Below are 20,939 nucleotides of genomic sequence, written 5' to 3'. Positions count from 1 at the left end.
ATCGGATGCTTCTTAGGCTACAGAGCGGATCAGGCTGCGGTGGTGCGCCGGCGGCGGGGACGACAGCGCCCCGATCAAGCCCTTGATGGACGTCAAGTTATGCACCGGGCGAAATTCGTCAACGTGGGGCAACATCATTTTGATGCCCTGCGCCTTGGCCTCGAAGCCGGAGTAGCGCAGCAGCGGATTGAGCCAGATCAGGCGGCGGCAGGAACGGTGCAATCGGTCCATCTCGAAGGCCAGTTTGGCATCAGCCTCCCGTTCTAGTCCATCGGATATAAGGAGGACGATGGCGCCCTGCCCGAGCACCCGGCGGGCCCAGAGCTGGTTGAAGCTGTGCAGTGAGGTCGCGATCCGCGTCCCGCCGGCCCAGTCCTCGACCGAGGACGAGCAGCTCGCCAGCGCCTCGTCGGGGTCACGGGCCCGCAACGCCCGCGTCACATTGGTCAGGCGGGTGCCGAACAGGAATACCGAGACCCGCTTGCGGGCGTCGGTGATGGCATGCAGGAAATGCAGGAACAGGCGGGTGTACTCGCTCATCGAGCCCGAGATATCGAGCAGCGCCACGATCGGCGCCGGCTTCTCGATCCGGCCGAGCTTTCTGATATCGATGATCTCGCCGCCGGTGCGCAGCGAGTTGCGCACGGTGCGGCGCATGTCGAGCCGCAAGCCCCGCGCGTCCGGCTGGTAGCGGCGGGTCACGAGCTCGGCCTGCGGCAGCCGCATCTTGGCGATCTCGCGCGTCACCTCGGCGATCTCCGCCGCGGTCATCTGCGCAAAATCCTTCTTCTGCAGGATCTCCTTGTCGGAGACTGAGAGCTTGAGCTCCTGCTCCTGGGCCTGCGGACGCTCTTCGCTCCGCGCCGGCTGCGCCATCGCCTCCTGGACCCGGCGCGAGGCCGGCGGCGGCTTCTTCCTGGCGTGGTCGGGCAGCGGGACGGAATCCAGCATGCTCTTCCACTCCTCGGCTGCGCGGAAGAACAGCATAAAGGCCTGGCGGAAGATCAGCACGTGCTCATGGCGCTTGACGAAGATCGCTTCCAGCGTGGCGTAGAAATCGGAGCGATGCCCGACCTCGATCAGCTGCAGCGCGTCGAGCGCATCGATCACCGAGCCCGGCCCCACGGGAAGCCCGGCCGCCCGCAGCGCGCGGGCAAAGCCGATCACGTTGTCGGCCATGTGGCCGGTCGGAGGCGCGAGGTGGTTGATCGCCATTGTCGTTTGGCCTCGTCATTCCGGACCGCACGAAGTGCGGATCCGGAATCTGGAGATTGCGGCGCGAGATTCCGGGTTCACGCTTCGCGTGCCCCGGAATGACGGCTAGTCGCTCGTCGCTTCCTTCAATGTCTTCTGCAGCGCATCGCCCTGCATGCGCGCGATGTCGTCCTGATATTTCAAGAGCGCGCCCAGCGTGTCGCCGACCACCTGCGGGGTCAGCGAGCGGGCGTCGAGCTCGGACAGCGCGGTGGCCCAGTCGATGGTCTCGGCGACGCCCGGCGACTTGTAGAAGTCCTGGTTGCGCAGCGCCTGCACGAAGCGGACGACCTGCTGCGACAGCTTTGCGGAAATGTTCGGCACCCGCGACTTGACGATCGCGAGCTCGCGCTCGGCGGAGGGATAATCTACCCAGTGATAGAGGCAGCGCCGCTTCAGCGCGTCATGAATCTCGCGCGTGCGGTTCGAGGTGATGATCACGATCGGCGGCGCCGGCGCCTTCACGGTGCCAAGCTCGGGGATCGTGACCTGGAAGTCGCTGAGGATTTCCAACAGATACGCCTCGAATGCCTCGTCGGCGCGGTCGAGCTCGTCGATCAAGAGCACCGGCGGCCCCGCGACATCGGGCTCGAGCGCCTGCAGCAGCGGCCGCTTGATCAGGAAGCGTTCGGCGAAAATGTCGCTCGCGAGCTGGTCGCGATCGGTATCGCCGGAAGCCTCCGCAAGGCGGATCGCGATCATCTGCGCCGCGCTGCTCCACTCATAGACGGCGGAAGCGACGTCGAGGCCTTCATAGCATTGCAGGCGGATCAGCTTGCGCCCGAGCGCCGCCGACAACACTTTTGCGATCTCGGTCTTGCCGACGCCGGCTTCGCCCTCGAGGAACAGCGGCCGGCCCATCCGCAGCGCGAGATAGGTCACGGTCGCGAGCGACCGCTCGGCGAGATAGCCGCGCGAGGTCAAGAGATCCTCGAGCGCATCGACGGAAGTGGGTAACGCCGATGCACTCATGGAACAGCCAGTCTTCGAACGAGAGTGAGCAAAGTCACGTCTTGGTACTTAGTCCTTGGCGTTCGCGGTTTCCACCGCCCTGCGCGTCAAAACGCCGATCAGATGCGCGCGGTATTCCGCACTGCCGTGCAGGTCGCTGTTCAGCCCGTCGGCCGAAACCGCAATGCCGTCGAGCACCTTGTGCGAGAAACGCTTCTTAAGAGCGTCCTCGAACGCGGTGACGCGGAACACGCCGTCGGAGCCCGCACCGGTGACCGCGACGCGCACGTCGGACGGACGCTTGGCCACGAACACGCCAACCAACGCATAACGCGAGGCCTGGTTGCGGAACTTGACGTAGGCCGCCTTCTTCGGCAGCGGGAACATCACCTTGGTGATGATTTCGTCGGCCTCCAGCGCGGTCGAGAACAGGCCCTGGAAATACTCCTCGGCCTTGAGGCGGCGCTTGTTGGTGACGATGGTCGCGCCCAGCGCCAGCACCGCGGCCGGATAGTCGGCGGTCGGGTCGTTGTTGGCGAGCGAGCCGCCGATGGTGCCGCGGTGGCGCACCGCGGGATCGCCGATCAGGCCGGCCAGTTCGGCCAGCGCCGGGATCGCCTCGCCGACGACCGCGGAGCTCGCGACTTCGGCGTGCTTGGCGGTGGCGCCGATGACCAGCGAGCGGCCCTTCATCTCGATCGTGTCGAGACCTTCGATATGGGAGAGGTCAACCAGATGCGGCGGGCTGGCGAGCCGCTGCTTCATGACCGGCACCAGCGTGTGACCGCCGGCGATCAGCTTGGCGTCCTCGTTCTTCACCAGGAGGTTGGCGGCCTGCCGCACGGTGCCGGGACGGTGATATTTGAATTCGTACATTGGAATGTCCTGATCGCAGATCGCGATATTTACTGGGGCATGATCTTTTCGGAAAACCGCTTCACACTTTTCCGGATCATGCCCTAGGCGAGGTCCGATTTGGCCATCGCCTTGGCGCCGGCGGCGATCGAAGCGACGATGTTCTGGTAGCCGGTGCAGCGGCACAGATTGCCTTCCAGCTCCTCGCGGATCACCTCGTCGGAGAGCTCGTGGCCCTTGCGATGGACCAGGTCGACCGCGGTCATGATCATGCCCGGCGTGCAAAAGCCGCACTGCAGGCCGTGATGCTCGCGGAAGGCCTCCTGCATCGGATGCAGCGGCGCGCCATCGGCCGCCAGCCCCTCGATGGTCTTGACCTCATGACCGTCGGCCATCACCGCAAGCGTCGTGCAGGACTTCACCGCCTTGCCGTCCAGATGCACGACGCAGGCGCCGCACTGCGAGGTGTCGCAGCCGACATGGGTGCCGGTCAGCCGCAGGTTTTCGCGCAGAAACTGGACCAGAAGGGTACGGGGGTCGACATTCGCGTTCACGGGGTTGCCGTTCACGATCATTGAAATCTTGGCCATCAGCACTCTCTTATCTGCGCCACCGCATATCGGCGAAGCAGGCGGTTTTAGATCATTCCAGACGGCATAATATGGGTGCGCCCCGCGATGGGCAACCTTTCGAGCCACCCATCCAGGACATAACGGCAAGACATGGCCGGACCTGAATAATCCAGCCGAAAGGCGGGGCTAACCCTGCACCGCCTTGGCGAAATTTGCAAAGAATTCATCGGCCAGCTTCTTCGCGGCGCCGTTGATCAGGCGCTGGCCGAGCTGGGCGAGCTTGCCGCCGATCTGGGCCTCCACATTGTAGCTCAGAAGCGTGCCGCCATCCTTGTCGGCTAGGCCAACGGTGGCGCCGCCCTTGGCGAAGCCGGCGACCCCGCCCTCGCCTTCGCCTGAGATCTTGTAGCCGTTCGGCGGGTCGAGATCGCTCAATGTGACCTTGCCCTTGAAGCGGGCGGAGACCGGGCCGACCTTCATCTTGGCGGTGGCGCGGAAGCCGCCCTCGTCGGTCTTCTCCAGCTCTTCGCAGCCGGGAATGCAGGCCTTCAACACTTCGGGATCGTTGAGCTTGTCCCACACAGCCTGGCGCGGCGCTGCAAGCTGGACTTCGCCGGTCATTGTCATGGCCATGGGGGATCTCCTCGATCGCTAGAACCTTTTCCCCCAAGTAAAGCAGCCGGGGCGCAAAGGAAAGGGCACCTTCGGAGGATGAGCGATGCATATTCGCAACCGCAGCAAGCCAAGCCCGTTGTTCACGAAATCGCGCAATCCGCGGTGTTGAAAATGCAGGCAGCTCCGGGGCATTGGCAGGGACGCGCGGGAATGGTTAGGTCGCCGGCCATGAGCACAGCCCTCTCTCCCCTGCTCGCGCCGATGCTGTCGAGCGCCGCGATGCGCGCGGTGTGCGACGACGCCGCCACGCTGCAGAACATGCTGGATTTCGAGGCCGCGCTGGCCCGCGCCGAGGCGGCCTGCGGGGTGATTCCCGCGGCTGGCGCGGGACCGATCGCTGCGGCGTGCAAGGCCGAATCATTCGACCTGGCCGCGCTGGCCGACGCCGCGACGCGGTCCGGCAATCTGGCGATCCCGCTGGTGAAGGCCCTGACCGCCAATGTCGCCAAGGCGGACGCCGAGGCGGCGCGCTACGTGCATTGGGGCGCGACCAGCCAGGACGTCATCGACACCGCGACCATGTTGTCGCTGCGCGCGGGGATCGACGCGCTGCTGGCCGACCTCGACCGCGCCGTTGCGGGCTTCGCCGGACTTGCGCGCGCCCATCGCGACACCGCCGTGGTGGCGCGGACCTGGCTGCAGCACGCGCTGCCGATGCCGTTCGCTCTCAAGCTCGCCGAATATGCCGCGGCGCTGCATCGCTCCCGCAAGCGGCTGCAACACCTGCGCCGCGAGACGCTGGCGTTGCAATTCGGCGGCGCCGCCGGGACGCTCGCCGCGCTTGGCGACAAGGGCCTCGCGGTCGCCGCCGCCCTTGCGCAAGAGCTCGATCTGCCGCTCCCGGATGCACCCTGGCATACCCATCGCGACCGCATCGCCGAGGCCGCGTCGGTGTTCGCGATCCTCGCCGGCAGCTGCGGCAAGATCGCACGCGACGTTTCGCTGATGATGCAGACCGATGTCGGCGAAGCGTTCGAGCCCGCAGGCGCCGGCCGCGGCGGCTCCTCCACCATGCCGCACAAGCGCAATCCGGTCGCTGCCGCGAGCGCGCTGGGGGCTGCGACCATGGCGCCGAATCTCGCCGCCACGATCTTCGCCGCGCAGGTGCAGGACCATGAGCGCAGCGCCGGCCCGTGGCATGCGGAATGGCCGACATTGCCGGCCCTGATGCTGGTGATCTCGGGCGCGCTTGCCGCCATCGTTGATCTCGCCGAAGGGCTCGAGGTCGATGCGGCGCGGATGCGCAGCAATCTCGATGCGACCCATGGGTTGATCATGGCGGAAGCCGTCACCTTCGCGCTCGCCGACAAGATCGGCAAGAGCGACGCCCATCATCTGATCGAGGCCGCCAGCAAGCGCGCGGTCGCGGAGAAGAAGCATCTGCGCGAGGTGCTGTCGGCGGATGCCAAGGTCACCGCACATCTCGACGCGAAACGAATCGCGGAGCTGTTCGAGCCGATGGCCTATCAGGGCGCCTCGCAAGCGCTGATCGACCGCCTGCTGGCTTCACTGGATGACAAATAGCGACGATGTCGTTGCCGGACAAAAGCGCGAAGCGCGTCTTCGCGCAGATGACCCGGCAAGCGCATGACGAGAGGGACAAGACGATGCCGATGATCAACGCCGACGGGTGCCTGCTCAACGTTCAGGTGGACGGCCGCGACGGCGGACCGACCTTGATGCTGTCGAACTCGCTCGGCTGCACCTTGCAGATGTGGGAGCCGCAGATGCGGGCACTGACGCAGCTGTTCCGCGTCATCCGCTACGACCGCCGGGGTCACGGCAAATCCGGCGTGCCGGCGGGCCCCTACTCTATGGAGCGGTTCGGCCGCGACGTGCTGGCGATCCTCGACGATCTCAACATCGAGAAGGTGCATTGGTGCGGGCTGTCGATGGGCGGCATGGTCGGACAGTGGCTGGGAGCGAATGCTCCGGAAAGATTCGGCAAGATCATCCTCGCCAACACCGCCTGCTACTATCCCGATCCGACCAACTGGCTCAACCGCATCAAGGCGGTGAAGGAAGGCGGCATCGCCGCCGTTGCCGACACCGTGATCGCGGGCTGGCTGACCGCCGATTTCCGCGAGCGCGAGCCGGAGACCGCGGCGCGCATGAAGGCGATGCTGGTTGCCTCGCCGGTCGAAGGCTATCTCGCCTGCTGCGAGGCGCTGTCGACACTCGACCAGCGCGCGCTGCTGCCCAGGATCAAGAGCCCGACCCTGGTGATCGCAGGCAAGCAGGACATGGCGACGCCGGTGTCGGCGGGTGAGATGATCCGCAGCGGCATTCCCGGCGCCAGCATGACGCTGCTCGATGCCGCGCATATTTCCAACGTCGAGCAGTCGCACGCCTTCACCGAAGCCGTGGTCGGCTTCCTGACGCAACGGTAACGGTCATCGTCATTCCGGGGCGATGCGAAGCATCGAACCCGGAATCTCGATCCGCATCCATAACCTCGAGATTCCGGGTTCGGTCCTGCGGACCGCCCCGGAATGACGCAACCGGAAAGGATGCTCTATGGGCGACAATCAGTGCGTAGCCCGGATGCAGCGAAGCGAAATCCGGGACAAGTCTTTGGGCCAACGCTGAAGCCCCGGATTGCGCTGCGCTCCATCCGGGCTACGATTTCATGAGGAGACATCCATGGACGACAATCAGCGCCGCGACGACGGCATGACGCAGCGCCGCAAGGTGCTGGGCAATGAATGGGTCGACAAGTCGATCAAGAACCGCAACGCGTTCAACACCGACTTCCAGGACCTGATCACGCGCTACGCGTGGGGCGACATCTGGACCCGGCCGCATTTCGATCACCGCACCCGCCGCGTGCTTGTGATCGGCACCATGGTCGCACTCGGCCAGTGGGACGAATTCCGCCTGCATGTGCGCGCGGCGCTCGCCGAGGGCGGCTTCACGCCCGAGGACATCAAGGAGATCCTGCTGCAGCAGGCGATCTATTGCGGCGTGCCGGCGGCCAATCACGCCGTCAAGGAAGCCGGCGCGATCATTGCCGAGCTAGGGCTGCTGAAGGGATAGCTGGCTCGCAGGCGCGCCCACCTCGACGACAGGCGCCTCAACGGCTCGCTTCGGCGAGGTCTCGAACAACATCACGATCGCGGTGCCGAGCAGCATCAGAAGCTCGGATGCATGCATGCGCAGCGCTTCGACCTCGCCGACCTTGGAAGCGATCATCATGCTGGCGAAGCTCAGCACGCTGCCGAGGCAGAGCGCCACCGCCAGCGCCTCGTCGGCGCCGCTGCTGCTCTTGCGCAGCGGCGAGAACGCGGTCATCGCGAGGAAGACCGCGAAGAACGCCACCACGGTGATCCGCGCCAGCGCGAGCAGCCATGCGAGGCGCACCGTCGCCATCTTGCCGAGGTGCAGATAGTCGCTGGCATAGAACGCGATCGACACGCTCGGCCGCTCATAGAGGCCGTGGATCGGCGACACCATGATGCTGAAGGCAATGATGGTCCAGACCGGAATGAAATAGGCCGCAAGCAGCGCGCCGTTGAAGGAGCTGATCCGCCAGTTGTTCGACATTGCCGCTTCCCGTGCTTCCCGCGCCTTATCCGATCGGCGACGATTCAGGGCGCGAGCTAACGCCGATCAATTGCCGGCAGCAATTTAAACCCTTTGTTAAGGTTAAGCGCGATGCGATGGTTCCGGATCGATGCGATCGGGGCCCGGCCGGGATCGGCGCGAGATCGGCGCCAGCCGGGATAAAGGGGGTAAAATGACCGAAAGAACGCGCGTTTTCGTCGCAACGCCCTGCTACGGCGGCGATCTGAAGATGGCCTATGTGTTGTCCGCCCTGAAGCTTCAGGCCGCGGCCACGGCCCGGGGCATCGACATCCAGTTTCATCTGATCGGGAACGAATCGCTGATCGTGCGCGCCCGGAACGAACTGGCCCACCAATTCCTTGCATCCGGCGCCAGCCATCTCCTGTTCATCGATGCCGATATCGGGTTCGAACCCGAGTCCGTCTTCCGGCTGCTGGATTGCGGCACTGACGTTTCGGCCGCGGCCTATCCGCTCAAGCACATCGATTGGGCCAAGGTGCAGCGGGCTGCGGAGGCCAAGCGCAAGAACCTTGCGTCATCCTCGCTGGACTATGTCGTCACATGGGAGGGCGACCAGATCACGGCGCGCGGCGACGGCTTCGCCAAGGTCCGATATGCCGGAACCGGCTTTCTCATGATGAAGCGATCGGCCCTCGTCAGGCTGTGCGACGCCCATCCCGAACTCAAATATCGGGCGAACCACAAGAGCAACGACTTGAACACCGGCGACCTGGTTCGCGCCGACCTCGACCGCGTGTCGCTGTTCGAATGCATGATCGACAAGACGACCGGCGAGTATTTGTCCGAAGATTACGCGTTCTGCCGGCGCTGGATCGATCTCGGCGGCGAAATCTGGCTCGACCTTCGAAGCGAGCTCACGCATTTCGGTTCGTACGCCTTCCGCGGCCGCTTCGCCGACCAGTTGGCCTGAACAAGACAGCCCAAGCGAAAAGGATTTAAGCCTGAACAAGGAAGGCCTCGCCTTTCGGCGAGGCCTCCCTGCTAGTTCGGCTCAACTGTCCGAATTAGCGCTCCGGATTGGGCTTCTGGCCCTGCCGGCCCGGATCCTGCTGTTGCTGGCCGGGCTTCTGGCCGCCGCCCTGCTGCTGCTGGCCGGGCTTCTGATTGGGGTTCTGGTTCGGCTGTCCCGGATTCTGATTTGGGTTGCTCATTCAGCTACTCCCTTTGCTTTCATGAAGCTGGGGACAACGCGCGCGTCGGAAGCGCGGTTCTCGGGGAACACGGGTTCCGGCGTGATCATTGCAGGGCAAAGCCATGTCGGCCCTGTGACATCGGAACCGCATCCGCCAAACTAGTTATGTACAAGCCCTTTCCGCTGCTGCCACGCTGTTGCCGCGGCCGGGGTTCCACTGTTAGAAAACGACACGACGCGACGGATCAGGCTGCCGGGGCCCTCGCCGCGTCACCCTCGACGTAGCGTTTTCGAGCGAAGTGGGAACCGGTTCGCGTGAAGAAAGCGCGTCCAGATCAACACGAGAGCCTGGTCGGTTCTCAACCGAACAGGCTCTGACGGCAGCGTATGGATTATTTCGCCCAGCAATTGATCAACGGCCTCGTGCTCGGTTCGATCTACGGCCTGATCGCCATCGGCTACACGATGGTCTACGGCATCGTCGGCATGATCAATTTCGCGCATGGCGACATCTTCATGATCGGCGGCTTCATCGCGCTGATCTCGTTCCTGGTGCTGGTGTCGCTCGGGCTCACCGCGATCCCCCTGATCCTCCTGATCGTGCTGCTGGTCTCGATGGCGATCACCGCGCTCTATGGCTGGACCATCGAGCGCATCGCCTACCGACCCTTAAGGCATTCGTTCCGCCTGGCGCCGATGCTGTCGGCGATCGGCATGTCGTTCGTGCTGACCAATTTCTCGCAGGTGTCGCAGGGCGCGCGGGTGAAGCCGGTGCCGCCGATCATCACCGGCGGCTATACGCTGCACGAAGGCTCGTCGGGCTTCGCCGTGCAGCTCTCCAACATCCAGATCATGGTGGTGCTGGCCACCATCGTGGTGCTGGCGCTGTTCACCTGGCTGGTCTCGCGCACCCGGCTCGGACGCGACATGCGCGCCTGCGAGCAGGACCAGACCATGGCCGCGCTGCTCGGCGTCGACGTCGACCGCACCATCTCGATGACCTTCGTGATCGGCGCCGCGCTCGCCGCGGTCGCAGGCATGATGTATCTCTTGTATTACGGCCTGGTCGATTTCTTCATGGGCTTCGTCGCCGGCATCAAGGCGTTCACCGCCGCCGTGCTCGGCGGCATCGGCTCGCTGCCGGGCGCGATGCTCGGCGGGCTCGCGATCGGCCTGATCGAGACGTTCTGGTCGGCCTATTTCTCGGTGGAGTACAAGGACGTCGCCGCGTTCTCGATCCTGATCGTGGTGCTGATCTTCATGCCGACCGGCCTGCTTGGCCGTCCCGAAGTCGAAAAAGTCTGACAGGCACTTCGTGAGCGCGACCTCAGCCCGCCCCTCGCACGCCGCGCAGCCCTCGGGCAGCGCCTTCATTCTCAAGAAAGCCCTGATCAGCGCCCTTGTCGCGCTGGTGCTGTTCTCGCTGATGATCGGCATTCGCACCGAGGCCGGGCCGCAGGGCGGCCTGATCTACTGGACGCGGTTCGGCGACCTCGCAGCCCTCGTTGGCGCGGTGTTCGGCGGCAGCATCGTCGTCGAGTTGCTGCGGCAATGGTGGGGGCCGGTCGACAAGGACCGCGTCGTGCCGAAGCCGGTGCAATCGGCGATGTCGTTCGCTGGCCGCTGGCTGGCGCCGGCGCTCCTGGTGTTCACCTTCCTCGTGCCTGTCATCTTCTACAACCAGCGCTACATTCTCGACCTGTCGATCCTGGTCCTGACCTATGTGATGCTGGGATGGGGATTGAACGTCGTGGTCGGCCTCGCCGGCCTGCTCGACCTCGGCTATGTCGCGTTCTACGCGGTCGGTGCCTATTCCTATGCGTTGCTTGCGACCAATTTCGGATTGTCGTTCTGGGTCTGCCTGCCGCTTGCCGGCATCCTGGCGGCGTTCTGGGGCGTGCTGCTCGGCTTCCCGGTGCTGCGGCTGCGCGGCGACTATCTCGCGATCGTGACGCTCGCCTTCGGCGAGATCATCCGCCTCGTCATCATCAACTGGCAGAGCCTGACCGGCGGCCCCAACGGCGTCTCGGGCATTCCCCGCCCGACCATGTTCGGCATTCCGCTGACGGCGGGTGATGACGGGCTCGCCGCCAAGCTCGGCATCGAATTCTCGCCGACCCACCGCCTCGTCTTCCTGTTCTACCTGATCCTGGCGATGGCGCTGATCACCAACTGGGTGACGATCCGGCTGCGGCGGCTGCCGATCGGCCGCGCCTGGGAGGCGCTGCGCGAGGACGAGGTCGCCTGCCGCGCGCTCGGCATCAACACCACGACCACCAAGCTGACGGCGTTCGCGACCGGCGCGATGTTCGGCGGCCTCGCCGGCGCGTTCTTCGCCACGCGGCAGGGCTTCATCAGCCCGGAATCCTTCACCTTCCAGGAATCGGCGCTGGTGCTGGCGATCGTCGTGCTCGGCGGCATGGGCTCGCAGCTTGGCGTGGCGCTCGCCGCGCTGACCATGATCGGCGGCTTCGAGCTGTTCCGCGGCCTCGATCAATACCGCATGCTGGTGTTCGGCATGGCGATGGTGCTGCTGATGATCTGGCGGCCGCGCGGGCTGATCGGCCATCGCTCGCCGACCGTGTTCCTGGAACGCAACCAGGCGATCTCGTCCGACCTCGTCAAGGAGGGCCACGGATGAGCGGCGACCACATCCTCACCGTCGACCGCCTGATGATGCGCTTCGGCGGCATCGTCGCGGTCAACGAGCTGTCCTTTGCGGCCGAGCGGCGCAAGATCACCGCGCTGATCGGGCCGAACGGCGCCGGCAAGACCACCGTGTTCAACTGCATCACCGGGTTCTATCGGCCGAGCGGCGGCGCGATCCGCCTCGCCCATGACGACGGCCGCACCATCCAGCTCGAACGGCTGAACGATTTCCGCATCTCCAAGCAGGCCAAGGTGGCGCGCACCTTCCAGAACATCCGGCTGTTTCCCGGCATGACCGCGCTGGAAAATCTGATGGTCGCCCAGCACAACGCGCTGATGCGCGCCTCGGGCCTGACCCTGCTCGGACTGCTCGGCCTGCCGTCCTGGCGCGAGGCCGAGCAGCGCGCCATCGATCTGGCGCGGACCTGGCTCGCGCGCGTCAGCCTGCTCGACCGCGCCGACGATGCCGCGGGCAACCTGCCCTATGGCGACCAGCGCAGGCTCGAGATCGCGCGCGCGATGTGCACTGAACCTGCGCTGCTCTGTCTCGACGAGCCGGCGGCCGGACTGAACGCGCGCGAGAGCGGCGGGCTCAACGAACTGCTGCTGTCGATCCGTAACGAACAGGGCACCTCGATCCTTCTGATCGAGCACGACATGTCGGTCGTGATGGAGATCTCCGATCACGTCGTGGTGATGGATTACGGCGTCAAGATCGCCGAAGGCACGCCGCAGACGGTGCGCGACGACCCCAAGGTGATCGCCGCGTATCTCGGCGCAGACGAGGAAGAGGCGATCGCCGTGATGGAGAGCGGCACGTGAGCGCGGCACAGGCAACGACACCCCTGCTCGCGGTGCGCGGCGTGCGCGCGGCGTATGGCAAGATCGAGGCGCTGAAGGGCGTCGATATCGAGATCAATCGCGGGGAGATCGTCGCTCTGATCGGTGCCAACGGCGCCGGCAAGTCGACGCTGATGATGACGATCTTCGGCCGGCCGCGCGCCCGCGCCGGCGCCATCGAATTCGACGGCCGTGACATCACCGGCGTGCCGACCCACGAGATCGCACGGCTGCGCATCGCACAATCGCCGGAAGGCCGGCGGATCTTTCCGCGCATGAGCGTCGCGGAAAACCTGCAGATGGGCGCCGATGCCACCGAATGCAGCGAGGCCGAACGCGCAGCCGGGCTGGAACGGGTGTTCGCGCTGTTCCCGCGCCTGAAGGAACGCGTCGCACAACGCGGCGGCACGCTGTCGGGCGGCGAGCAGCAGATGCTGGCGATCGGCCGCGCCCTGATGAGCCGGCCGCGGCTGCTGATGCTGGACGAGCCCTCGCTCGGGCTCGCGCCGCTGATCGCGCGCCAGATCTTCGACGCCATCCGCACGCTGAACCGGCAGGACGGCCTCACCGTGCTGATCGTGGAGCAGAATGCCAACCATGCGCTGAAGCTCGCCCATCGCGGCTATGTCATGGTCAACGGGCTGATCACGCTGGCCGGAACCGGCGCCGAATTGCTGCAGCGCCCGGAAATCCGCGCCGCCTATCTGGAAGGCGGCCGCCGCGGCTAGCTTAACGTTCCGTGCCGCCCCCGCAAGCAAGACACGGCGGATGCAGCGTCGATTTGCCTGAAAATTGCCGGTGACTTCGCCGCGAAATCAGCTGAGAATGCCCGCGGTTTTGGGGCCCGGCGTGCCGGGCCCCTCCCGCAAGAGGCAACGACCACGAGGGACGTCTCATGAAATCACTGAAGCTCATCGGCCTGGCACTTGGCGCCTCGTTCGCATTATCGGCGAGCGCGTTCGCGCAAGACATCACTATCGCAGTCGCGGGCCCGATGACGGGCTCCGAATCCGCTTTCGGCCGGCAGATGAAGAACGGCGCCGAGCAGGCGGTCGCCGACATCAACGCCGCCGGCGGCGTGCTCGGCAAGAAGCTCGCGCTGGAAGCCGACGACGATGCCTGCGATCCGAAGCAGGCGCGCTCGATCGCGGAAAAGATCGGCTCTTCGAAGATCCCGTTCGTGGCCGGCCATTTCTGCTCGTCGTCCTCGATCCCGGCCTCCGAGGCCTACGCCGACGCCAACGTGCTGCAGATCACCCCGGCCTCGACCAACCCGCTGTTCACCGAGCGCAAGCTCTGGAACGTGGCGCGCGTCTGCGGCCGTGACGACCAGCAGGGCCTGGTCGCCGCCGACTACATCATGAAGAACTACAAGGGCAAGAACGTCGCGATCCTGAACGACAAGACCACCTATGGCAAAGGCCTCGCCGACGAGACCAAGAAGGCGCTGAACAAGGCCGGCTTCCAGGAGAAGATGTTCGAGTCCTACAACAAGGGCGACAAGGACTTCAACTCGATCGTCTCGCGCCTGAAGCGCGACAACATCGATCTGGTCTATGTCGGCGGCTACCATCAGGAAGCCGGGCTGATCCTGCGCCAGATGCGTGACCAAGGCCTGCAGACCGTGCTGATGGCGGGCGATGCCATGAACGACAAGGAATTCGCCTCGATCACCGGCCCCGCCGCCGAAGGCACGCTGTTCACCTTCGGCCCGGATCCGCGCAACAAGCCGACCGCGAAGGCGATCGTCGAGAAGTTCAAGGCCAAGAACATCGATCCCGAGGGCTACACGCTCTACACCTACGCCGCGATGCAGGTCTGGACCCAGGCCGTCGCCAAGGCCGGCTCGACCGACGCCAAGAAGGTGATGGACACCATCAAGGCCGGCGAGTGGGACACCGTGCTCGGCAAGATGGCCTTTGATGCCAAGGGCGACATCAAGGCAATCGATTACGTCGTCTACAAGTGGGACGCCAAGGGCAACTACACCGAGATCAATCCGAAGGGCTCCTGAGCCTCTCGCGCGTCTGATCCAATCAGAGATACGAGAACGCCCCGGTCCGCCGGGGCGTTTTTTTGACCTGATGCCTGCAAGTCTTACCGCACGTCTCCGCCCGCCCCGTGCCTGACGGTTGATGCATCCGTCGCGGCTGCTATACCGGATCGATCGGACAGCAGGCGGATGGACCCATCGTGAAAAACCTTCTCACCGATATTGCCGGCGTTGCCGTCGGCCATGCCGACGATCCAACGGTCGCCTCCGGTGTCACCGCCATCCTGTTCGAGCGGCCGGCGGTCGCCTCGATCGATGTCCGCGGCGGCGGTCCCGGCACCCGCGAGGAAGCGCTGCTTTCGCCGCACAATGTCGTCGAGGCAATCGACGCCATCGCGCTGTCCGGCGGCTCGGCGCACGGGCTCGACGCCGCCGGCGGCGTGCAGGCCTGGCTCGCCGAGCGCGGCCGCGGCTTCCGCATCCGCGATGCGGTGATCCCAATCGTGCCGGGCGCGATCTGCTTCGACCTGCTCAACGGCGGCAACAAGGCGTGGGGACGCTTTCCGCCCTATCGCGATCTCGGCTACGCGGCGGCCAATGCGGCCTCCGATGACTTCGAGCTCGGCAGCGTCGGCGCCGGCCTGGGCGCGACCACGGCCAATCTGAAGGGCGGCCTCGGCTCGGCGTCTGACGTGACCGATGACGGTGTGACGGTGGCGGCGCTCGCGGTGGTCAATGCGGTCGGCAGCGTCACGGTCGGCAGCGGCCCCTGGTTCTGGGCGGCGCCGTTCGAGGTCGGCGGCGAGTTCGGCGGGCGCGGCCTGCCGCCCTCGTTCACGCCGGACATGCTGAAGGCGCGGCTGAAGGGCGGCGCCGACGCCAGCGCCGCCGAGAACACCACCCTCGTCGTCGTGGTGACCGATGCGCAGCTGACGAAGCCGCAGGCGCGGCGGCTTGCGATGATCGCGCAGACCGGCATGGCGCGCGCGATCTATCCGGTGCACGCCCCGCTCGACGGCGACGTGGTGTTTGCCGCCGCGACCGGCGCCAGGCCGATCGATCCGCTGTTCGGCCTCACCAAGCTCGGTGCGCTCGCCGCCAACACGGTGGCGCGCGCCATCGCCCGCGGCGTCCATTCGGCGACCGCGCTGCCATTCGCCGGCGCGTTGCCGAGCTGGCGGGACAGATTCGGTTAGTTCATCGCGCTTCTGGCTCTGCCGTCATTGCGAGCGAAGCGAAGCAATCCATCTGTCCGCACATGTGGACAGATGGATTGCTTCGTCGCTCCAGCGCAAAATTGCTTTGCAATTTTGTCGCCGAGCTCCTCGCAATGACGGAAATTACCAGTCTCGTCTTAAGCGCTGACCGAAATCGCAGCGAAGTCCTGCGCCGAGATCGCCTTCGCCTGGCGCTGGATCAGCTGCTCGACGATATTGTAGGACGAAGCCGCGTTGAGGGTCGCGGAGGACGCGGCCGGCGTCGTCATCGCCACCTTCGAGCCGTCGGCATAGGTCGTCGTCGTGGTGGTCGAGCCGTCGCTGTTGGTCACCGACGTCGAGGTCGCGCCATCCAGCGCCTGCATCAAGGGATCGGAGCCCGATCCGCCCGCGCCGCTGCCGGAGCCGGATCCATCGGTCGAGCCACTGGCCATGTGATGGCGATGATGGCCGCCCTTGTGGCCCTGCAACGCCTGGGACATCTCGTCGAGGCTGACGCTGCCGTCGCCATTGCTGTCGAGCTTGGAGAACACGTCGTCGGCCTGCGCCGTGTTGGTGCCGCCGGCGCCAAGCGCGTTCTCGAATTCGGACTGGGTGATCTTGCCGTTGCCGTCGGCATCGATCTGCGAGAACAGGTCCTTGAGCGCATCCGAGCGGCTGGCCGCCGTCGCGCTGTTTGAAACCGCGGTTTGGGACTGGCTTTGCGCGGAAATCAGCGCGCCCATCGTCAGCGGCGAGATCTGCGCGGAGCCGCTGCCCGAGCCGTTGCCGGTGCTGCTGCCGGTCGACGTCGATGTACCGGTCGAAGGGGCGAACAGGCCGGTGGTCTGACTCCCCTGACCGGAGCTGCCGGTCTGGGTCGTCGACTTCGACGACATCAGCGAGCTCAAGAGGTCAATGGCCGACGACGCAGCGCCAAGGGCGAACAGCATGGCAATACTCCAACAGGGCCGCGCCTGGCGGCTCAAACGCTGGTCAGTGGCTGAGCAAGGGGCGTGCCATGGCAAAAACCCAGTAAAACCGGGCTTCCCGCGTCGAAGCGGGTTCCGCGTACCCGGCAAGAGCTGCCGCCGGCGGAAGAATTTTCCGGTCGCGGAGCGCCGTCGGCTCGCATTGCCCGCCACGCGTCCGCATGTTAGGCGGACTCACCCGTCGCCCCCTGAAGTCTTCCGGAACAGCTGACATGACTCAGTCATTCACCCCGCGTCCCCTCGTTATCGCTCCGTCGATCCTGGCGTCGGATTTCTCAAAGCTCGGCGAGGAGGTCCGCGCCGTCGACCAGGCCGGTGCCGACTGGATCCATCTCGACGTGATGGACGGACACTTTGTGCCGAACATCTCCTACGGCCCCGACGTCATCAAGGCGATGCGGCCGCACACCAAGAAGATCTTCGACGCCCATCTGATGATCTCGCCCTGCGATCCCTACCTGGAGGCGTTCGCCAAGGCGGGCTGCGACCACATCACGGTGCATGCCGAGGCCGGCCCGCATTTGCACCGCTCGTTGCAGGCAATCCGCGCGCTCGGCAAGAAGGCCGGCGTCTCGCTCAATCCGGCAACGCCGGCGAGCGCGATCGAATATGTGCTCGACCTGATCGACCTCGTGCTGGTCATGTCGGTCAATCCCGGCTTCGGCGGCCAGGCCTTCATCCGCTCGGCGATCGGCAAGATCAGCGACGTCAGGGCGATGGTCGCGGGCCGCCCGATCGATATCGAGGTCGACGGCGGCGTTGCGCCCGACGTCGCGGGCCAGCTCGCGGCCGCCGGCGCCAACGCCTTCGTCGCGGGGTCCGCCGTGTTCAAGGGCGGCACCGTCGAGGCCTACAAGACCAACATCGCCGCGATCCGCCATGCGGCGGCCGAGGCACGCGGCGAGGCGATCTGATGATCCGGAGAAACTAGAACAACGCGGGCGGCGTGACCGCGGCATTGGCCGCCTGGTCCGCCGCCTCATCGCGCTCGCCGTCCTCCGCTTGCGAGGCCAGCCGCGACGGCCGCACCACGGTCACCGTGCACGGCGCCTCCCCCGCGACCTTGGCGGACACGGTGCCGAGCAGCGCACGCCGCGGCGAGTTCTGCCGCGCGCCGATGATGATGTGGTCGACCAGATTGACCGCGGCGAATTCCAGGATCGCGGCGGCGGGATCGATCGCCTCCAGCACATGCACGGTCAGCCGTCCTTCCTCGAGCCCGAACGGCCGCGCCCAGTGCTGCAGCGCCACCAGGCGGTCGACGTGCTTGTTCTGGCCCTGCTCGTCATGGGTGCGGTCGATCGCCAGGCGATTGAGCTTCAGCACATTCACGCAAGCCAGTCGCGCCGACGGCGAGGTCGACAGCACCCGCTCGGCGGTGACGCGGATGGTGTCGTTCAGCGCCTCGGCTCCCTCGCCGATATCGAGCGCGACAGCAACGATCGGGCTCGAGGCGAGCTGGGCCGCGACATCAGACTTCGGCCGCGGCGGCACCGCGCCGAGATTGAAACGGCGGCGCCAGACCGTGCCGAGCGGATCGCGGCTCAGCCGCTGCGCCCGCGCCGTCAGCTTCACCTGATCGGGATGGCCGAGATCGAAGGCAAGCTGCGCCGCGGTCGGATAGCGCGCCGCGGGGTCGATCTCCAGGCAGCGCAGCACGATCTCCTGCAGCCATGGCGGATAGTCGGGCTTCAGCTGGCGCGGCGGATACGGGTCACGCCACAGCCGCCGGCGCATGCCGCGCAGGCTTTCGGTCTCGCCGAACGGGCGGACGCCGGTGGTGAAAAAGTAGAGCAGCACGCCGAGCGAAAACAGATCGCTGCGCGGATCGTCGCGCACGCCGAGCAGGCGCTCCGGCGCCATGTAGGGCGCGGTGCCGTAAGGCAGGCGAAACTCCTCCTGCAACAGGTCGGGCAGATGGCGGTGGTGCGAGAGGCCGAAATCGATCAGCACCGCCTCGCCGCGCTCGCGGAACATGATGCTGCTCGGCTTGATGTCGTGATGGATGACGTTCTGCCGGTGCAGGCTGGCGAGCGCGGTGGCGACCTTGCCGCCGATCACCCTCGCCTCCTCATACGGCAGCGGCAGCTCGCCGAGCCGCTTGTAGAGCGTCTGCCCGGGGATGCGCTCCATCACCACATAGGCCTGGCGTTCGAAGTCGCCGGTGCCGAAACAGGCCGGCACGTGCGGCCCTGACAGCCGCGGCAGGATCATCTGCTCCATCTCGAAGCTGACGATCGCGGCCGGATCCTCGCCCTCCGAGGTCAGCGGCACCTTCATCAGCAGCGGCACGGTGATGCCGGGATGGGTGACGCTCCACAGCGTCGCCATGCCGCCGCGGTGCACGCGTTCGCCGATGGTGAAGCCGTCGATCTCGGCGCCCGCCTGCATCGCCAGCGCCGCCATCGGCGTCACCGGCCGAGCGGCAGACGGTCGGCGAGCCAGTGCGGCAGGCCGCTCGCCTTGATCCGCGCCGCCGCGGTCGCAACGTCGTAGGGCACGCGATGATAGGTGATCTCGCGGCTTATGGTGTCGAACATCGCAAACGACGCCGCGGGATCGCCGTCGCGCGGTTGGCCGACCGAGCCGAGCACCGCAAGCCAGCGCCGCCCCGGCAGCAATTGAACGGCGATGCCCGAAGTCGGAACGAAGCTCGTCATCTTGGCGGTCGAGGACATCGAATAGAGGCCGGGACGATGGATGTGGCCGCAGAACGTGATCTGCAGCTCGGTTGCCATCATGCTGCGCGCGGCGTCGGCGGTGTCGCGAACATAGCGCCATTTCGTGGGCTCCGAAGCTTCGGAGTGCACGTAGAGCCTGTTGTCCTCCTGCCGTGACATCGGAAGCTCGGCGAGGAACTCCTTCTGCTCGCCGCTGAGCCGGCCGCGGGTCCAGTCGATCGCGGCCTGCGCTTCGGCATTCATGCTGTCGCTCGGCACTCCGATCGCATTGTCATGATTGCCGCGCACCGCGATCGCACCCTTGGCGACGAGGTCCATCACCGTATCGACGGCCCATTCGGGATCGGCGCCGTAGCCGACGATATCGCCGAGGCAGATCAGCCGCTCGGCGCCGCGCGCACGCGCAGCGTCGAGGCAGGCGACGAAGGCCTGCCGGTTGGCGTGAATATCGGCGAACAGTGCAAGCCGCATCGTGGTCCGCGTTGCTGATCCCTATCCGATATCAGCACACGCGGCCCCGGGCTCGCAATCGGGCCAAAGGCGTCAGGTGGTCAGAGGATGTCGGCAGAAAGGTCGGTCAGGGCTTGCAGACCCGCAGACCCTTCAGCAGCAGGGCCAGCAGCGCATCGATCCGTCCCGGACATTCCGGCTTGGCCCATTCCTCGGCATGCGCCGGGTGATGGTAGCGGACGGTGGCGTCGAACACGGCACGCGCGGTCGCCTTCACATTGTCGATCTCGAACACGCCCTGCGCGACACCGTCGGACAGGATTTTCGCGATCAGGTCGACCTGCTTGTCCTTGTAGGCTTCCACCACCTCACGCGCGTCCTGCGCCAGCGCCAGATAGGTCGCGAACATCTCGGGATCGTCGCACACCTTCTTCTGCTTGATCGTGAAGGCGGTGCGCAGCCATTGCTCCAGCCGCTCCGGCGCGGGGCCATTGCCAGCTGCGATCTTGCACAGCGGCTCGTTGGCGCGGTCGAGCCAGCGCTTGGCGACGGCATCGCGCAGCGAGGCTTTGCTGGGGAAGTGACGGTAGACGCTGCCGTGGCTGACATCCAGCGCACGGGCAACGTCGACAACGGTGGCCTTGGTCAGCCCGAAGCGCCTCAAGACATCCTCAGTTGCCTCGAGGATCCGCTCGGGTGTCAAAACCACCGCCTCGTTCATGCGTTTACCGTCTGGTTATCGCTGTCCTGCCCGCGGGTGAACTTGGCGGCCTGGGCGGCCAAGTGGCGGGCGACGCGAAGATTGAGCCACTGTTGAATCTGGGCGGTCAATTGAAAGATTTCTATGGTCATGGAGGTAGTCCTTCGAGGTAGTCAAATTAAGTCCGGCTCCCCGGCCAACGCCGGAACAGCCACTGGGCGCCCTCCTCCCTTGGGGCTGGTGAGTGTATACACCATCCCGCTGACAGATTTCAATATCTGTCAGACAATATTTTGTGAAATGACAGGTTGGGCCTCCGGAAGGGCCCACCCCTGGCTCATGGGCGCTACAACGTTCCGTGAGCAGCCGGGGCGATCTGCCAGTCCGCGCCTATGTCTCGCTCAGGGCTACCCA

23 protein-coding genes are annotated in these 20,939 nt (G+C 65.7%); 11 read left to right on the top strand and 12 right to left on the bottom strand.

Annotated elements, in window-relative coordinates; genetic code table 11:
- Positions 1–12 precede the first annotated feature (12 nt).
- The 5 genes from IF803_RS04695 to IF803_RS04675 all read right to left on the bottom strand — a co-directional run bounded on the left by IF803_RS04695 (position 13) and on the right by IF803_RS04675 (position 4,265).
- Positions 13–1,215, bottom strand: coding sequence for a vWA domain-containing protein (locus tag IF803_RS04695; protein WP_461191426.1), 1,203 nt, complete (start codon positions 1,213–1,215; stop codon positions 13–15).
- Positions 1,216–1,320: 105 nt separating this feature from the next.
- Positions 1,321–2,226: an AAA family ATPase gene (locus IF803_RS04690; protein WP_028336801.1), complete on the bottom strand. Its 906-nt coding sequence runs from the start codon at positions 2,224–2,226 to the stop codon at positions 1,321–1,323.
- A gap of 48 nt (positions 2,227–2,274) precedes the next feature.
- The gene (locus IF803_RS04685) at positions 2,275–3,081 is read right to left on the bottom strand and encodes an FAD binding domain-containing protein (protein ID WP_461191425.1); all 807 of its coding nucleotides are present in this window, start codon (positions 3,079–3,081) and stop codon (positions 2,275–2,277) included.
- An 83-nt stretch (positions 3,082–3,164) separates the two neighbouring features.
- A complete protein-coding gene (locus tag IF803_RS04680; RefSeq protein WP_016840414.1) occupies positions 3,165–3,650 on the bottom strand; it encodes a (2Fe-2S)-binding protein in 486 nt (161 codons plus the stop codon).
- 168 nt (positions 3,651–3,818) lie between these two features.
- Positions 3,819–4,265: an SRPBCC family protein gene (locus tag IF803_RS04675; RefSeq protein WP_016840413.1), complete on the bottom strand. Its 447-nt coding sequence runs from the start codon at positions 4,263–4,265 to the stop codon at positions 3,819–3,821.
- Positions 4,266–4,475: 210 nt separating this feature from the next.
- On the opposite strand from IF803_RS04675, the gene IF803_RS04670 reads away from it, so the two are divergent.
- From IF803_RS04670 to IF803_RS04660, 3 genes are all read left to right on the top strand, one after another.
- On the top strand, positions 4,476–5,831 hold the full coding sequence (locus tag IF803_RS04670) for a 3-carboxy-cis,cis-muconate cycloisomerase (RefSeq protein ID WP_461191424.1): 1,356 nt from the start codon (positions 4,476–4,478) through the stop codon (positions 5,829–5,831).
- An 83-nt stretch (positions 5,832–5,914) separates the two neighbouring features.
- Positions 5,915–6,697 carry a 3-oxoadipate enol-lactonase gene (gene pcaD / locus IF803_RS04665; protein WP_069279692.1) on the top strand — a complete coding sequence of 261 codons (783 nt, stop codon included), beginning with the start codon at positions 5,915–5,917 and terminating at the stop codon, positions 6,695–6,697.
- Between the two features lie 253 nt (positions 6,698–6,950).
- Positions 6,951–7,343 carry a carboxymuconolactone decarboxylase family protein gene (locus tag IF803_RS04660; RefSeq protein ID WP_028339924.1) on the top strand — a complete coding sequence of 131 codons (393 nt, stop codon included), beginning with the start codon at positions 6,951–6,953 and terminating at the stop codon, positions 7,341–7,343.
- Here the strand turns inward: IF803_RS04660 and IF803_RS04655 are convergent.
- On the bottom strand, positions 7,323–7,850 hold the full coding sequence (locus IF803_RS04655) for a hypothetical protein (protein ID WP_461191423.1): 528 nt from the start codon (positions 7,848–7,850) through the stop codon (positions 7,323–7,325). The genes IF803_RS04660 and IF803_RS04655 overlap by 21 nt on opposite strands.
- A 193-nt stretch (positions 7,851–8,043) precedes the next feature.
- Here IF803_RS04655 and IF803_RS04650 point away from each other — a divergent pair, with 193 nt between their 5' ends.
- A complete protein-coding gene (locus IF803_RS04650; RefSeq protein ID WP_028339922.1) occupies positions 8,044–8,802 on the top strand; it encodes a hypothetical protein in 759 nt (252 codons plus the stop codon).
- A gap of 94 nt (positions 8,803–8,896) precedes the next feature.
- Here IF803_RS04650 and IF803_RS04645 read toward each other — a convergent pair whose 3' ends face one another.
- Positions 8,897–9,043 carry a hypothetical protein gene (locus IF803_RS04645; protein ID WP_162832451.1) on the bottom strand — a complete coding sequence of 49 codons (147 nt, stop codon included), beginning with the start codon at positions 9,041–9,043 and terminating at the stop codon, positions 8,897–8,899.
- A 368-nt stretch (positions 9,044–9,411) separates the two neighbouring features.
- Here IF803_RS04645 and IF803_RS04640 point away from each other — a divergent pair, with 368 nt between their 5' ends.
- The 6 genes from IF803_RS04640 (at position 9,412) to IF803_RS04615 (ending at position 15,702) form a co-directional block, all read left to right on the top strand.
- Complete coding sequence (locus IF803_RS04640) at positions 9,412–10,329, top strand: ABC transporter permease subunit (RefSeq protein WP_028339921.1); 918 nt, start codon at positions 9,412–9,414, stop codon at positions 10,327–10,329.
- 10 nt (positions 10,330–10,339) lie between these two features.
- Positions 10,340–11,665: a high-affinity branched-chain amino acid ABC transporter permease LivM gene (livM, locus tag IF803_RS04635; RefSeq protein WP_028339920.1), complete on the top strand. Its 1,326-nt coding sequence runs from the start codon at positions 10,340–10,342 to the stop codon at positions 11,663–11,665.
- Positions 11,662–12,495: an ABC transporter ATP-binding protein gene (locus IF803_RS04630; RefSeq protein WP_028339919.1), complete on the top strand. Its 834-nt coding sequence runs from the start codon at positions 11,662–11,664 to the stop codon at positions 12,493–12,495. Before livM ends, IF803_RS04630 begins: the two co-directional genes overlap by 4 nt.
- Positions 12,492–13,241, top strand: a complete 750-nt coding sequence (locus IF803_RS04625; RefSeq protein ID WP_018272406.1) for an ABC transporter ATP-binding protein — start codon at positions 12,492–12,494, stop codon at positions 13,239–13,241. The genes IF803_RS04630 and IF803_RS04625 overlap by 4 nt, the downstream gene beginning before the upstream one ends.
- Before the next feature lie 167 nt (positions 13,242–13,408).
- Complete coding sequence (locus IF803_RS04620; protein WP_028339917.1) at positions 13,409–14,527, top strand: branched-chain amino acid ABC transporter substrate-binding protein; 1,119 nt, start codon at positions 13,409–13,411, stop codon at positions 14,525–14,527.
- Positions 14,528–14,706: 179 nt separating this feature from the next.
- On the top strand, positions 14,707–15,702 hold the full coding sequence (locus tag IF803_RS04615) for a P1 family peptidase (RefSeq protein ID WP_461191422.1): 996 nt from the start codon (positions 14,707–14,709) through the stop codon (positions 15,700–15,702).
- 158 nt (positions 15,703–15,860) lie between these two features.
- Here IF803_RS04615 and IF803_RS04610 read toward each other — a convergent pair whose 3' ends face one another.
- Positions 15,861–16,655: an EF-hand domain-containing protein gene (locus IF803_RS04610; protein ID WP_461191421.1), complete on the bottom strand. Its 795-nt coding sequence runs from the start codon at positions 16,653–16,655 to the stop codon at positions 15,861–15,863.
- Positions 16,656–16,906: 251 nt separating this feature from the next.
- On the opposite strand from IF803_RS04610, the gene rpe reads away from it, so the two are divergent.
- Positions 16,907–17,608, top strand: coding sequence for a ribulose-phosphate 3-epimerase (gene rpe, locus IF803_RS04605; RefSeq protein ID WP_028339914.1), 702 nt, complete (start codon positions 16,907–16,909; stop codon positions 17,606–17,608).
- Positions 17,609–17,621: 13 nt separating this feature from the next.
- Here rpe and IF803_RS04600 read toward each other — a convergent pair whose 3' ends face one another.
- From IF803_RS04600 to IF803_RS04585, 4 genes are all read right to left on the bottom strand, one after another.
- Entirely contained in the window at positions 17,622–19,100 is a 1,479-nt protein-coding gene (locus IF803_RS04600; RefSeq protein WP_461191420.1) for a serine/threonine protein kinase, read from the bottom strand.
- A gap of 5 nt (positions 19,101–19,105) precedes the next feature.
- Complete coding sequence (locus tag IF803_RS04595) at positions 19,106–19,846, bottom strand: metallophosphoesterase family protein (protein ID WP_304496037.1); 741 nt, start codon at positions 19,844–19,846, stop codon at positions 19,106–19,108.
- A gap of 106 nt (positions 19,847–19,952) precedes the next feature.
- Positions 19,953–20,546 carry a TetR family transcriptional regulator gene (locus IF803_RS04590; protein WP_304496038.1) on the bottom strand — a complete coding sequence of 198 codons (594 nt, stop codon included), beginning with the start codon at positions 20,544–20,546 and terminating at the stop codon, positions 19,953–19,955.
- Positions 20,543–20,677 (bottom strand): hypothetical protein, encoded by a 135-nt coding sequence (locus tag IF803_RS04585; RefSeq protein WP_016843141.1) that lies wholly within the window; start codon positions 20,675–20,677, stop codon positions 20,543–20,545. The genes IF803_RS04590 and IF803_RS04585 overlap by 4 nt, the downstream gene beginning before the upstream one ends.
- Positions 20,678–20,939: the final 262 nt, after the last annotated feature.

The organism is Bradyrhizobium sp. UFLA06-06 (genome assembly GCF_054820065.1).
Note: the sequence above shows the minus strand (reverse complement) of the source record. Positions and strands in the feature narration are given on the sequence as shown.

Coding starts and splice junctions, on each gene's coding strand:
- IF803_RS04685 (WP_461191425.1), bottom strand. CDS start 3,081: ATGTACGAATTCAAATATCACCGTCCCGGCACCGTGCGGCAGGCCGCC.
- IF803_RS04695 (WP_461191426.1), bottom strand. CDS start 1,215: ATGGCGATCAACCACCTCGCGCCTCCGACCGGCCACATGGCCGACAAC.
- IF803_RS04610 (WP_461191421.1), bottom strand. CDS start 16,655: ATGCTGTTCGCCCTTGGCGCTGCGTCGTCGGCCATTGACCTCTTGAGC.
- IF803_RS04590 (WP_304496038.1), bottom strand. CDS start 20,546: ATGAACGAGGCGGTGGTTTTGACACCCGAGCGGATCCTCGAGGCAACT.
- IF803_RS04660 (WP_028339924.1), top strand. CDS start 6,951: ATGGACGACAATCAGCGCCGCGACGACGGCATGACGCAGCGCCGCAAG.
- IF803_RS04585 (WP_016843141.1), bottom strand. CDS start 20,677: ATGACCATAGAAATCTTTCAATTGACCGCCCAGATTCAACAGTGGCTC.
- IF803_RS04595 (WP_304496037.1), bottom strand. CDS start 19,846: ATGCGGCTTGCACTGTTCGCCGATATTCACGCCAACCGGCAGGCCTTC.
- IF803_RS04650 (WP_028339922.1), top strand. CDS start 8,044: ATGACCGAAAGAACGCGCGTTTTCGTCGCAACGCCCTGCTACGGCGGC.
- IF803_RS04670 (WP_461191424.1), top strand. CDS start 4,476: ATGAGCACAGCCCTCTCTCCCCTGCTCGCGCCGATGCTGTCGAGCGCC.
- IF803_RS04620 (WP_028339917.1), top strand. CDS start 13,409: ATGAAATCACTGAAGCTCATCGGCCTGGCACTTGGCGCCTCGTTCGCA.
- IF803_RS04680 (WP_016840414.1), bottom strand. CDS start 3,650: ATGGCCAAGATTTCAATGATCGTGAACGGCAACCCCGTGAACGCGAAT.
- IF803_RS04655 (WP_461191423.1), bottom strand. CDS start 7,850: ATGTCGAACAACTGGCGGATCAGCTCCTTCAACGGCGCGCTGCTTGCG.
- IF803_RS04690 (WP_028336801.1), bottom strand. CDS start 2,226: ATGAGTGCATCGGCGTTACCCACTTCCGTCGATGCGCTCGAGGATCTC.
- IF803_RS04675 (WP_016840413.1), bottom strand. CDS start 4,265: ATGGCCATGACAATGACCGGCGAAGTCCAGCTTGCAGCGCCGCGCCAG.
- IF803_RS04630 (WP_028339919.1), top strand. CDS start 11,662: ATGAGCGGCGACCACATCCTCACCGTCGACCGCCTGATGATGCGCTTC.
- IF803_RS04645 (WP_162832451.1), bottom strand. CDS start 9,043: ATGAGCAACCCAAATCAGAATCCGGGACAGCCGAACCAGAACCCCAAT.
- IF803_RS04640 (WP_028339921.1), top strand. CDS start 9,412: ATGGATTATTTCGCCCAGCAATTGATCAACGGCCTCGTGCTCGGTTCG.
- pcaD (WP_069279692.1), top strand. CDS start 5,915: ATGCCGATGATCAACGCCGACGGGTGCCTGCTCAACGTTCAGGTGGAC.
- rpe (WP_028339914.1), top strand. CDS start 16,907: ATGACTCAGTCATTCACCCCGCGTCCCCTCGTTATCGCTCCGTCGATC.
- IF803_RS04600 (WP_461191420.1), bottom strand. CDS start 19,100: ATGGCGGCGCTGGCGATGCAGGCGGGCGCCGAGATCGACGGCTTCACC.